Source organism: Micromonospora sp. 4G55 (assembly GCF_016803375.1).
Map to the genome: position 1 here is coordinate 1 of NZ_JAEVHN010000142.1, position 11,963 is coordinate 11,963.

General features: G+C 71.3%; 9 protein-coding genes and 3 pseudogenes. 3 read left to right on the forward strand and 9 right to left on the reverse strand.

The window, feature by feature from the left end; all coding sequences use genetic code 11:
- Nucleotides 1-169 precede the first annotated feature (169 nt).
- Nucleotides 170-1,594, forward strand: a complete 1,425-nt coding sequence (locus JNW89_RS14360) for an MFS transporter (RefSeq protein ID WP_238449319.1) — start codon at nucleotides 170-172, stop codon at nucleotides 1,592-1,594.
- A gap of 308 nt (nucleotides 1,595-1,902) precedes the next feature.
- Here JNW89_RS14360 and JNW89_RS14365 read toward each other — a convergent pair.
- The 5 genes and pseudogenes from JNW89_RS14365 to JNW89_RS14385 form a co-directional block, all read right to left on the reverse strand.
- A pseudogene (locus tag JNW89_RS14365) lies at nucleotides 1,903-3,571 on the reverse strand (alpha-amylase family glycosyl hydrolase).
- 41 nt (nucleotides 3,572-3,612) lie between these two features.
- Nucleotides 3,613-4,682 (reverse strand): annotated as a pseudogene (locus JNW89_RS14370) (LacI family DNA-binding transcriptional regulator).
- 66 nt (nucleotides 4,683-4,748) lie between these two features.
- A complete protein-coding gene (locus JNW89_RS14375; RefSeq protein WP_154942333.1) occupies nucleotides 4,749-5,711 on the reverse strand; it encodes a carbohydrate ABC transporter permease in 963 nt (320 codons plus the stop codon).
- Between the two features lies 1 nt (nucleotide 5,712).
- The gene (locus JNW89_RS14380) at nucleotides 5,713-6,756 is read right to left on the reverse strand and encodes a carbohydrate ABC transporter permease (RefSeq protein WP_238449321.1); all 1,044 of its coding nucleotides are present in this window, start codon (nucleotides 6,754-6,756) and stop codon (nucleotides 5,713-5,715) included.
- Between the two features lie 69 nt (nucleotides 6,757-6,825).
- A complete protein-coding gene (locus JNW89_RS14385; protein WP_238449322.1) occupies nucleotides 6,826-8,166 on the reverse strand; it encodes an ABC transporter substrate-binding protein in 1,341 nt (446 codons plus the stop codon).
- A gap of 262 nt (nucleotides 8,167-8,428) precedes the next feature.
- On the opposite strand from JNW89_RS14385, the gene JNW89_RS14390 reads away from it, so the two are divergent.
- Complete coding sequence (locus JNW89_RS14390; RefSeq protein ID WP_238449323.1) at nucleotides 8,429-9,205, forward strand: M23 family metallopeptidase; 777 nt, start codon at nucleotides 8,429-8,431, stop codon at nucleotides 9,203-9,205.
- Nucleotides 9,206-9,371: 166 nt separating this feature from the next.
- On the opposite strand, the gene JNW89_RS14395 is transcribed toward JNW89_RS14390, so the two are convergent.
- The 4 genes and pseudogenes from JNW89_RS14395 to JNW89_RS14410 all read right to left on the reverse strand — a co-directional run bounded on the left by JNW89_RS14395 (nucleotide 9,372) and on the right by JNW89_RS14410 (nucleotide 11,337).
- Entirely contained in the window at nucleotides 9,372-9,515 is a 144-nt protein-coding gene (locus tag JNW89_RS14395) for a GPGG-motif small membrane protein (RefSeq protein ID WP_165947907.1), read from the reverse strand.
- Nucleotides 9,506-10,281, reverse strand: a pseudogene (locus JNW89_RS14400) (metallophosphoesterase). The gene JNW89_RS14395 and the pseudogene JNW89_RS14400 overlap by 10 nt, the downstream one beginning before the upstream one ends.
- Before the next feature lie 13 nt (nucleotides 10,282-10,294).
- Entirely contained in the window at nucleotides 10,295-10,561 is a 267-nt protein-coding gene (locus tag JNW89_RS14405) for a hypothetical protein (protein ID WP_088960633.1), read from the reverse strand.
- The gene (locus JNW89_RS14410; protein ID WP_375155092.1) at nucleotides 10,558-11,337 is read right to left on the reverse strand and encodes a nucleotidyltransferase; all 780 of its coding nucleotides are present in this window, start codon (nucleotides 11,335-11,337) and stop codon (nucleotides 10,558-10,560) included. The genes JNW89_RS14405 and JNW89_RS14410 overlap by 4 nt, the downstream gene beginning before the upstream one ends.
- Here JNW89_RS14410 and JNW89_RS14415 point away from each other — a divergent pair.
- Nucleotides 11,325-11,963 (forward strand): hypothetical protein (locus JNW89_RS14415; protein ID WP_238449326.1); only part of this gene is annotated, 639 nt, incomplete at its 3' end. The genes JNW89_RS14410 and JNW89_RS14415 overlap by 13 nt on opposite strands.

An 11,963-nucleotide genomic window follows, 5' to 3' on the forward strand; every position in this document is an offset into this window, starting at 1 on the left:
CCGCAGTGGGCCGACGCCGGCACCCGGGAGTACGACGCGGAGCCCGTCCCCGCCGTCCGCGAGCGGTACGCCCAGGCCCGGGACCGGACCGTCGACCGGACGCCGGGCTGAGCGGGCGGGGCCGACCCCGGTGACGCGATCGTGACCTCGCCCTGATTGGCTGCCGCACATGACCTTGACCAGGGGTGGGGCGGCGCGGGCCTGGGGCGGCGGCACGGCGCACCGGTTCTACAGCGTCGTGGTCTTCGTGGTGCTCGCCTCGCTGGACAACGTGGCGATCGGCCTGGTCCCGCCCCTGTACGGGCCGATCTCCGGGGCGCTGGGCGTGCCGCAGCGGCTGCTCGGGCTGGTCACCGCGGTCAGCTTCCTGGTCAGCGCGGTGGCGGCGGTGGCCTGGGCGTACGTGGGGGACCGGACGAACCGCAAGCCGCTGCTCATGGTCGGCACGCTGATCTGGGCGGCCGGCACCGGCGGCAGCGCGCTCGCCCAGGACTACCCGACCTTCCTGGCCGCGCAGCTGGTGGCCGCGGTCGGGCTCGGCGCGGTCGGCTCGGTCGGGTTCTCCGTGGTCACCGACCTGATCTCGCCCCGCCGCCGGGGGTTGGTGATGAGCTTCTGGGGGCTGTCGCAGGGGGTGGGGACGCTGGCCGGCACGCTCACCGGCGGCCTGCTGGGAGCCACCGACTGGCGGCGTCCGTTCCTGGCTCTCACCGTGGTCGGGCTGGCCGCCACCCTGGCCTATCTCTTCACGTACGACATCCGGCGCGGGCAGAGCGAGCCCGAGCTGGCCGGTGCGCTCAACGCCGGGGCCGAGTACGACTACCGGATCACCCGCGCCGACCTGCCCCGGATCCTGCACCGGCGGACCAACCGGTGGCTGATCCTGCAGGGCCTGACCGCGCAGGCGGCGTTCGGCTCGCTGGTCTGGCTGCCGGTGCTCTTCGCGCAACGGGCCGAGGCCCAGGGCTACTCGTCGGCGACCGCGGTGGTGGTGGGCAGCGTCTTCGCCACGCTGTTCCAGCTCGGCGGGGTGTTCTCCATCGTCGGTGGACTGGCCGGCGACGCGCTGCAACGGCGTACCCCGAGGGGGCGGGCCCTGGTCGCGGCGGTGGGCATCCTCGCGGCCGTGCCGTTCTACCTGGTCCTCTTCTTCGTGCCGATCCGCATCGTGGTGCCCGACGGGGCGGGCGGCGGGGCGGTGGTCCGGGCGGTGCTGGCCAGCGTGCTGACCGAGCCGACGGTCGGCCTGAGCCTGCTCGCCGCCGTGATCGCGCTGGCGCTGACCTCGGCGAACTCGCCGAACTGGTTCGCCCTGATCGCCGACGTCAACCCGCCCGAGCACCGGGGCACCGTCTACAGCCTGGGCAACCTGGTCAACGGGGTGGGCCGGGCGGCCGGCAACGGCCTGGTCGGGGTGGCCTTCCACGGCCTGCGGTCGGCCTTCCCGCCGCCGCTGAACTACGCCGTCGGGCTGGCCGTGTTCCAGCTCTTCTTCATCCCCACCGGCCTGATGTACTGGCGCGCCTCCCGGTCCTCGCCGGAGGACATCGAGGCGGTGCACGACCTGCTGCACGCCCGCGCCGACCAACTCTGACCGCTCGCCGCCGGGTGGTGCCGTGCCGTGCCGTCCGAGGTCAGGCTGCGCGGCGCTGGCGCTGGGCCGGCGGATCTACCGGGCCGGGTGCCGCCAGGACGCTACGGACCTGATGTCGTAGACGATTCAGGCCGGCCTGATGTCGGGCCGACCGCTGCCGGGCGGGGCGCACGGCTGAGTCGTTCACGACATCAGGTCTGTAGCGAGTCAACCGGGTGCTGGGGTGAACCGGGTGACGTGCCCGAGGCGCCCGCCGTGCCGGTCCGCCGGCCCGCGGACGAGCGCGGGGCCGGCGGAGCGGCAGTGGGTCAGGCGCGGACCCAGACCGTCACGTCGGTGGGGACCCGGCCGTCGGCGTCCAGCGGGGCGCTGCTGTGCAGCACCTCCCCGGCCGCGCCGGGACGGCCGCCGCGCCGAAGTTGGTCAGCACGGTGAGCCCGCCGTTGCGGAAGGTCAGCACCTCGTCGCCGGAGGAGAGCCACTGCAGCGGACCCCGGGCCAGCCCGTGCTCGCGCCGCAGCCGCAGCGCCGTGCGGTACATCTCGTACGTCGAGCCGGGCACCCCGCGCTGCCGGTCGAGGGCGTACTCGGCCCAGAGCGGGGGCTGGGGCAGCCAGCTGGCGTCGGTCGGTCCGAAGCCGTACGACGGGGCGTCGGCCTCCCACGGGATCGGCACCCGGCAGCCGTCGCGGCCGCGCTGGGTGTGGCCGCTGCGCTCCCAGGTCGGGTCCTGCCGGACCTCGTCCGGCAGCGTGGTGTGCTCCGGCAGCCCCAGCTCCTCACCCTGGTAGAGGTAGGCGGAGCCGGGCAGGGCCAGCATCAGCAGGCTGGCCGCGCGGGCCCGGCGTAGGCCGAGCGCGGCGTCCGGCTGCGGGTCGCCGATGCCGATGCCGTTCGGCCGGCCGCCGCCGATGGTCAGGCCGAGCCGGGAGGCGTGCCGCACCACGTCGTGGTTGGAGAGCACCCAGGTGGTCGGCGCGCCGACGCTGTCGGTGGCCTCCAGCGAGCGGGTGATCACCGCGTACTGGGCGGGCGCGGTCCACGAGGCGAGCAGGTACTCGAAGTTGAACGCCTGGTGCATCTCGTCCGGGCGCACGTAGCGGGCCAGCCGCTCCGCCGGCTCCACCCACGCCTCGGCGACCAGGATCCGCTCGCCCGGGTACGTGTCGAGCAGCCGGCGCCACTCCCGGTAGATCTCGTGGACGCCGTCCTGGTCCCACATCGGCGGCCGCGGCTTCGCCACCTCGTTGCCGGAGAGGATCTCCTGCGGCTCCTGCCAGTCGGCCAGGTCGCCTGCTTGATCAGGCCGTGCGCCACGTCGACCCGGAAGCCGTCGACGCCCCGGTCCAGCCAGAACCGCAGCACGTCCTGGAACTCCTCGCGGACCTCCGGGTTGTCCCAGTTCAGGTCGGGCTGGCCGGTGTCGAACAGGTGCAGGTACCACTGGCCGGGCCGGCCGTCGGGGTCGGTGACCCGGGTCCAGGCGGGGCCGCCGAAGACGCTCTGCCAGTCGTTCGGGGGCTGGTCGCCGTCCGGGCCGAGACCGTCCCGGAAGATGTAGCGGGCCCGCTCCGGACTGCCCGGGGCGGCGGCCAGGGCGGCGGTGAACCACCGGTGCGCCGAGGAGGTGTGGTTGGGCACCAGGTCGACGATCACCCGCAGGCCCTTGGCGCGAGCCTCGGCGATCAGCTTGTCGGCGTCCTCCAGCCGCCCGAAGAGCGGGTCGACGTCCCGGTAGTCGGCCACGTCGTACCCGGCGTCGGCCTGCGGCGACGGGTAGAACGGCGACAGCCAGACGGCGTCCACGCCCAGCTCGGCGAGGTGACCGAGCCGGGCGGTGATGCCCGGCAGGTCACCCACCCCGTCGCCGTCGGAGTCGGCGAACGAGCGCGGGTAGATCTGGTAGATGACGGCCTCGGTCCACCACCCGGTGGCCGGGCCACCGGACTGTTCCTGGTGCCTCGCGTCGGTGTTCAGAGCCTTCTCCCTGTGTCGAGCCGTGGTGCGGTCGAATCCGTTCAGTGTGCCCGCGGCGGTGCGGTCGATTCACGCACCACCAGCCGAGTGGGCAGGATCACCGGGGGGGTCGGCGGGTCGTCCCGGCCCCCGACCCGCTGGTCGGGGACCCGGCCGGCGTACGGGCCGGTGGTGCGGGTGCCGAGCGGGTCGAGCAGCAGCCGGCGGCGAGCCGGCCCTGCTCGGCGGCCGGCTGGGCGATGGTGCTGAGCCCGAGCACGCTGGCCAGGTCGTGGTCGTCGACGCCGATCACGCTGACGTCCTGCGGCACCCGCAGCCCGGCGTCGCGCAGCGCGGTGATCGCACCCATCGCCATCTCGTCGCAGGCGGCGAAGATCGCGGTCGGCGGCTCGCCCCGGGCGAGCAGTTCGGCGGTGGCCCGGTTGCCGCCGTCGATGGTGAACTGCGACTCGACGTCGAGGCTGGGGTCGGGGCGGATCCCGGCCGCCCGCAGCGCCTCCCGGTAGCCCCGCCGTCGGTCCAGGTGGGTGGTGAAGGCCAGTTCATCGTCGGGGTCGCCGGAGATGTGGGCGATCCGGCGGTGCCCCAGGTCGAGCAGGTGCCGGGTGGCGGTGCGGGCGGCGGCCACGTCGTCGATCCGGACGCAGGGCCAGCCGGGCACCACGGTGCCGGAGCTGATGATGATTCCGGGCAGGTCCAGCGCGGTCAGCGCGGTCAGCTCGGCCGGTCGCAGGGGCGTGGCGACCAGCATGATGGCGTCGACCCGCTTGTGCAGGTTGGCGGTGCGCAGCACCCGCTGCCGGATCTGCTCCCGGCCGCCCAGGTTGTACAGGAGCAGGTCGTACCCGGCCTCGTGGAGGAACTCCTCGACCGCCTCCACGACGGTGCCGAAGAACCAGCGGGTGATCCGGGGGACCACCACGGCCACCGTCCCGGTCCGGCCGCCGGCCAGTCGCGAGGCGCTCGGCGAGACGGCGTACTGGAGTTGCTCGGCGGCGGCGAGCACCCGGCGGCGCGTCGCGGCCGACACCGTCGGCAGGCCGCGCAGCGCCCGGGAGACGGTGGCGGTCGAGACCCCGGCGAGTCGGGCGACGTCATCAATCTTCGTCACGATGTTCCCCCGCTCCGTGGCCGTGACCGCCGCCGCCCGGGAAACGGGCGGCGGCGGTACGAGACCTCAGCCCTTGACGCTGCCGGCGAGCAGGCCGCGGACGAAGTAGCGCTGCAGGGACAGGAACACGATCAGCGGTACGACGATCGAGACGAACGCGCCCGCCGTCAGCCGCTGCCACTCGTTGCCCCGGGTGCCGGCCATCTCGGCCAGCCGGACGGTCAGCGGGGCGGTCTCGTTGCCGCCCCCGGCGAAGATCAGCGCGACCAGCAGGTCGTTCCAGACCCAGAGGAACTGGAAGATGCCGAAGGCCGCCAGGGCCGGGGTGATCAGCGGCAGCACGATGGTGCGGAAGATCTTGGGGTGGGTGGCCCCGTCGACCCGGGCCGCCTCCATCAGGTCCCTGGGCAGCTGCGAGATGAAGTTGTGCAGCAGGAACACCGCGAAGGGGAGCGCGAAGCAGGTGTGCGCGAACCACACCTGGGCGAACTTCTGCTCGTCCACCAGGTCCCAGGCCGGCATCAGGGTGACGCCGGCGACGGTGACGCCGGTGGAGAAGAACTTCAGCAGCGGCACCAGCGCCATCTGCAGCGGGACGATCTGCAACGCGAAGATCGCGATGTAGAGCCAGTCCCGGCCCTTGAAGTTGATCCAGGCCAGCGCGTACGCGGCGAGCGACGCGAAGGCGAGCGGGAACAGCACCGAGGGGATGGTGATGGCCAGCGAGTTGATGAAGTAGCTGGCGAGCTGACCCGAGGAGGAGGAGCTGCCGAAGAGCACCTCCTGGTAGTTCTCGAGGGTGAACTGCGGGTTGGTGAAGAACGTCCACCAGCCGGTGCTCTTGATCTCGTCCTCCGGCCGGAACGAGGACACGAAGAGGCCGAAGGTCGGGATCGTCCAGAGCAGCGCGATGACGATCGAGATCAGCGTGGCCGTACGGCTGTTCAGCCGCTTGCGGACGCGTCCGGCGGTGGTGGTCTTCCCGGTGGCCTGGGTGCCGGCCGGGACCGTGGGCGTGGCGGTGCTCATCTCAGCCCTCCCGCTGCTGACGCAGGTTGCGGATCTGGTAGATCACGATCGGGACCACCAGGATGAACAGGAAGACGGCCAGCGCCGAGCCCTGCCCGTTCTGGCCGTACCGGAACGCCTGGTTGTACATCTCGTTGGCGATCACGCTGGTGTCGTAGTTGCCGTTGGTCGCGGTCCGGACGATGTCGAAGACCTTGAGCGTGGCGATCGACAGCGTCACTACCACGACGATCAGCGCGGGCCGGATGCTCGGCATGGTGATCCGCCAGAACATCTGCCAGGGGGTGACCCCGTCGAGGCGGGCGGCCTCCACGATGTCCGCCGGGATCGCCTTGATCGCGGCGGAGAGCACCACCATGGCGAAGCCGGCCTGGATCCACACCATGATCACGATCAGCAGCAGCGTGTTCAGCGGCGACTCCAGCAGCCACTGCTCCGGCTCGCCGCCGAGGCTGACCACGATCTGGTTCAGCAGGCCGATCTGCTCCTGGCCGTCGCCGCGGTAGGCGTAGACGAACTTCCAGATGATGCTGGCGCCGACGAACGAGATCGCCATCGGCAGGAAGATCAGCGACTTGGCGACCGCCTCGAACCTGGCCTTGTCCACCATCACCGCGTAGAGCAGGCCGAACGAGGTGGCCACCAGCGGGACCAGCAGCACCCAGACCAGGGTGTTGAGCAGGACCCGGACGATCGAGTCCTCGGAGAACATCCAGCCGTAGTTGCGCAGGCCCACCCAGTCGTTGCTGCCGGCGTCCATGAAGGAGAGCAGCGTGGTGCGGATCGCCGGCACCACCAGCCCGATGGCGAGCAGCAGCAGCGTCGGCAGCAGGAAGAACAGGGCGAACAGCCCCTCCCGCTGCTTCGGTCGGCGGGGCAGTGGGGCACCGCTCGCCGACGCGGCGATCAGTTGCGCCTCCCGGCGGCGGGCGAACCAGGCGGGGACCACGTCGAGCAGCAGGAGCAGCCCGCCCACCACCACGACGAAGGCGAGCAGCCCGTACCCCAGCATGAAGAACTTGGGCTGTTCCTCCAGCCAGTCCATCGACCCTCCCTCAAGGGCTCGGTTGCGGTGGTGGCCCGGCCCGCGACGCGGACCGGGCCACAACTCAGATCACTTCCAGCTGCCCTCGATGCCGTTGAGGACGGTCGCGGTGTCCTTGCCGTTCACCCAGTCGACCATGCCCTTCCAGAAGGTGCCCGCGCCGACCGCGGCCGGCATCAGGTCCGAGCCGTCGAAACGGAAGACGGTCTTCGGGTCCTGGAGGATGCCGACGGAGAGCTTGTCCACCGGGTTCGGCACGTTGGCCAGGTCGAGCTTCTTGTTCGCCGACAGCCAGTCGCCGATCTTGGCGCGGCTGTTGACGTACTCGCCGGAGGCCAGGTAGGTCTGCACCGCCTGGACCTCGGGACGGTCGGCGAAGCCCGCGACGAACTCGCCGGCACCCAGCACCGGCTTGCCCTTGGCCGGGTCGATGGCCGGGAAGTAGAAGGCGAAGACGTCGCCGTCCTCGGCCACCTTGGTGCCCTGCGGCCACTGGTTGGCGTAGAAGGACGCCTGGCGGTGCAGCGCGCACTTGCCGGTGGTGATCGGGACGCCCGCCTCCTGGAAGGAGGTGGTGGCGATGCTCTTCACGCCGCCGAAGCCGCCGTTGACGTACTTCTCGTTCTTGAGGATGGTGCCGGCCTTGTTCACCGCGTCGGCGACCTTCGGGTCGTTGAACGGGATGCCGTGGGTGGTCCACTGGTCGTAGACCTCCGGACCCTGGGTCCGGAGCATGACGTCCTCGATCCAGTCGGTGGCCGGCCAGCCGGTGGCGTCACCGGACTCGATGCCGGCGCACCACGGCTTGGTGCCGCTGGCCGCGATCGTGTCGCTGAGCTTGATCAGGTCGTCCCAGGTGGTCGGGACCTGCCAGCCCTTCTCCTTGAAGGTCTTCGGCGAGTACCACACGTACGACTTGACGTTGGAGCCGAGCGGAACGCCGTAGAGCTTGCCGTCGACGGTGCTGTACTTCAGCCAGTCGGGGGTGAAGTTCTGCTCGGCCAGCGCCTTGGTGTCGGCGCCGACCGTCTTGACCTTGCCGGCGTCGACGAACCGCTTGAGCAGACCCGGCTGGGGGATGAAGGCCAGGTCGGGGGCGTTGCCACCGTCGACGCGGACACCCAGCTGGGCCTCGAACTCGCCGCTGCCCTCGTGGTCGATCGTGATGCCGGTGCAGTCCTCGAACTGCTTCCAGGACTGCTCCAGGCGGTCGGCCTCGATGTCCCGGATCGACGAGTAGATCGTGACCTTCTTGCCGTCGTGGCCCTGGTACTTCTCGTATGCGGCGCACTCCGCGGAGCCCGCGTTGCTGCTCTTCTTGTCGTTGCCGGTGCCGCAGGCGGTGGCGCCGAGCGCCAGCCCCAGTACGCCGGCGATCGCGAGAGCCTGGCGTGATCTGGCAAACGCCATGCCGTTCTCCTTCCTTGCCGGCGCGTGGAGGAGTCGAAGCCGCGCCGGTCCGATGGTCGTCTCCACATGTAAGCGCTTGCATGACCTCCGGTCCAGCCCTGGCCGGACACGGCCCGGTAACAATCCCGAAACCCGCCCCACCGGCCGTGGGCACGCTCCCGCGCAGTAGTCGCGACCTGCACCGCGTGCCACTTCCCATCGATGGAGGTTTCTGCCACGCTATGCCCAGCAGATTGAAGAATCTCAACATTGGAGGTGCTGGATGCGTAGACGGTGGTGGAGTCTGGCCGCGGCCGCGCTGCTCGCCTCGGTGGCCCTGGTGGCCCCGGCGAGCCCCGCGCTGGCCGCGCCGACGTTCAAGGTGCCATTCCCCTGCGGCCAGTCCTGGTCCGGGCAGACTCGGTCCGACCACAGCCCGGCGTACGCGATCGACTTCAACCGCACCGACGACCTCGGCGACCCGGTGGTGGCCAGCGCCCCCGGCACCGTCGACCGGGTCACCGACCTCGGCGGCACCAGCTACGGCAAGTACGTCCGGATCGACCACGGCGGCGGCTACACCACCTACTACGCCCACCTCAACGGCTTCAACGTCTCGGTCGGCCAGACCGTCGGCTACGGCAAGGTGATCGGCTGGGTGGGCAGCACCGGCGGCTCCACCGGGCCGCACCTGCACTACGAGCAGCGGCTCAGCGGCAACGACATTCAGGTCCGGTTCAACGGCGCGCTGGCGCTGTACTGGGGCACCAAGACCTACACCAGCGACAACGCCTGCTCCAGCGGCACCGCGACCGGCACCGTCAACACCGCCGGCGCGGACCTGACCGTGCGCTCCGGCCCCGGCACCGGCTACAGCGCGGTCGGCTCGGTCGCCGACGGCGCCACGGTGACCATCTACTGCCAGACCACCGGCACCACGGTCACCGGCACGTACGGCACCAGCTCGATCTGGGACCGGATCGGCTCAGGTCGGTACATCTCCGACGCGTACGTCTACACCGGCTACGACGGGTGGATCCCGAACGTGCCGCGCTGCTGAGGCGCGGACGCGCGGCGGGCCGGCCGGGCCGGGGCCCCCACGTCGGCTCAGCTGTTGAGCTGCCCCGGACGCACGGCGCGGGGTCTCGCTGCCGGATCTCCAGGTCTGGGAGGACGGAGATTCCGGAAGCGACGACCCCGGCGGGTCCGGTGACGCGAAACCAGCGTCAATTGAAGATGCTGACACCACCCGGGCCGACCAGCAGGCCCACCACGATGAGGACGACGCCCCACAGGATCTGCCGGCGGAACAGCGCAAGGATGCCGGCGACCACGAGTACGACTGCGAGAATCCAGAGAATCAGCTCCATGGCGGCTGAATACCCGGCTCTCCGATCCCGGAAACCTGGGAGATCATTCGAGGTGATCGCCGAGGTGGAAGATGCTGTACGCCTGCTTGATCACAGGGTGCGCGACGTTGCGGACGCGGACCCCGCCGGGAGTGGTGCCCCGCTCGGTGCCCGCGTGGGCGTGCCCGTGCAGGGCCAGCGCGGTCGGCGCCGAGTCGATCGCCTGGCCCAGCTGGTACGACCCCAGGAACGGATAGATCTCCAGCGGTTCGCCGGCGAGCGTGTCCGGCACGGGGGAGTAGTGGGTGAGCGCGACCAGCAGGTCGCAGTCCAGCTCGCGCAGCGCCTTCCCCAGCGCCTCGGCGCTCTCGTTGGTCGTCCGGACGAAGGCCTTCATCTCCGGCTCCCCGAAGTCGCTGGCGCACCGGCCGGCGAAGCCACCGCCGAAGCCCTTGACCCCGGCCACGCCGAGCCGGCCGGCGGCGCACTCCACCACCGTGCCCGTCCCCTCCAGCACGGTGATCCCGGCGTCCTCCAGCACCTTGACCACCTGCGGCACCTGGTCGCACTGGTGGTCGTGGTTGCCGAGCACGGTGATCACCGGCACCCCGAGCCCGCCGAACTCCCGGGCCACGCAGCGCGCCTCGGACTCGGTGCCGTGCCGGGTCAGGTCCCCGGCGAGCAGCAGCACGTCGGCGCAGTCCGGCAGCTCCTCCAGGGCCGGACGGAACCGGCCGACCACGTCCTCGTCCACGTGCACGTCGCCGACGGCGGCGATCCGGATCATCGTCGGACCCCCCTCACGGCAGCTCCTCGACCTGGGTCGGCGCCTGCGCGCGGATCACCCCGATGTCGCTGGTGATCGGCAGGTCCGGGAAGCGCTCCGAGACCCGCCGGAGGATCTCCTCCCGCCGGTGCGGGGTCTCCACCTCGCCGTAGAGGACCAGGCCGCGTTCCCGGTGGACCACGGTGATTCCCTGCTCGGCGACGTCCGGATCCTCGGCGAGCAGCCGGTGGATCTCCGCCTCGACGTACTCGTCGGGCGGGCCGGCACCATGCTCGGTCACGGTGTCTCCTCTCCCTCGGGGGTGCGGGCGTACGGCACGGGCGTGCCGCCGTACGGCACCACGTCGAGCCGGTCCAGCAGCACCAGGAACGCCTCGGCGTACGGCGAGTGCTGCGTCTCCTTCCGTACCCGTTCCCAGTCGATCTGTTCCCGCAGCGAGCGGGCCAGCGGCAGGCCGCGGGCGAAGTCGCAGTAGTGCTGCGAGAAGCTGAGCAGCTTGTGCACCATCAGCCGGGTCGCGGACAGCACCGGCATGTGGATGGCGTCCACCGGGCGCACCACGGTGTCGGCGAAGGTCTCCTCGGTCACCGGGGTCTCGATCGGTCGGTGGATCAGGTCCACCATCCGCCCCTCGTCGTAGACCTTGACCAGCCAGTCCTCCGGTGGGCGCTCGGCCGTGAAGCCCTCGGCGACCAGCGCCTCCATCGCCCGTTCGACGTCCTCCTCGCGGAGCAGGAAGTCCACGTCGTGCTCGCTGGAGTGGCCGCCGTGCGCGTAGACGGCGAAGCTGCCGCCGAGGGCGAAGGGGATGTCGTTCTGCTTGAGCACGGCGGCGACCCGCTTGAGGGTGTGCAACAGGCTCTCGTCCCCGCGCTCGGCCATCTGGTTCTCCCGTCGTCGTGAAGGTGGACAGGCGGTCGGAAATGACGTTGCGTACCCGGCCCGCCCGCCACCCACACCTGGGGGCGATCGGAGACTGGTCACCGGGCCATCAATCGGGCAAACCGCCGGGAGGCGAGCGCCGGTCGGATAACCTGTGCAGGGTGGCCAGATCACTGCGGGCGACCGGCGGCAAGGCCCGACTTCGCCGCGTCGCCCTGATCGGCATCGACGGTTCGGGCAAGACGACCCAGGCGCACCGGCTCGCCGACGCGCTCACCGCGGCCGGCCGGCCTGCCACCTACCACCGCAACGCCGGCGGCCGGCGCTGGCTCGGCCGGCTCGCCAATCGGCTCGGCCGCCCCGACGCGCAGCGCCTGGTGGGGCGCAACGGCGTGCTGGCCGTGGAGTCGGTGCTGCGCTGGCTGGCGATCGCCGCCGCGCTGCTGAGCTGCCTGGTGACCGGCCGCACGGCGGTGATGGACCGCTACTCCGCCTGCCAGTACGCCAGCATCCGGGCGCACGGCGGGCAGCGCTGGGAGCGGCTGGCCCGGGTCGGCTACCGGGTCTTCCCGCCCCCGCAGGTTACCTTCCTGCTCACCGTGGACCCGGCGGAGGCGTACCGGCGGATTGAGCGGCGCGGCGACGACCACGAGACGATGGGCTGGTTGACCGCCGCCGACACCGCGTACCGCACCCTGCCCGGTGTGGCTCGTTGTCTGGACGATGAGTTCGTAGAGTTCCCTGGCGACGTAGCGTTTGAGGCAGCGGATCGCTTCGCGTCGGGTTTTGCCCTCGGAGAC

Excerpts from the sequence above, each read along its gene's own strand:
- JNW89_RS14375 (WP_154942333.1), bottom strand. The coding sequence starts at position 5,711 with ATGAGCACCGCCACGCCCACGGTCCCGGCCGGCACCCAGGCCACCGGG.
- JNW89_RS14380 (WP_238449321.1), bottom strand. The coding sequence starts at position 6,756 with ATGGACTGGCTGGAGGAACAGCCCAAGTTCTTCATGCTGGGGTACGGG.
- JNW89_RS14385 (WP_238449322.1), bottom strand. The coding sequence starts at position 8,166 with ATGGCGTTTGCCAGATCACGCCAGGCTCTCGCGATCGCCGGCGTACTG.
- JNW89_RS14395 (WP_165947907.1), bottom strand. The coding sequence starts at position 9,515 with ATGGAGCTGATTCTCTGGATTCTCGCAGTCGTACTCGTGGTCGCCGGC.
- JNW89_RS14390 (WP_238449323.1), top strand. The coding sequence starts at position 8,429 with ATGCGTAGACGGTGGTGGAGTCTGGCCGCGGCCGCGCTGCTCGCCTCG.
- JNW89_RS14360 (WP_238449319.1), top strand. The coding sequence starts at position 170 with ATGACCTTGACCAGGGGTGGGGCGGCGCGGGCCTGGGGCGGCGGCACG.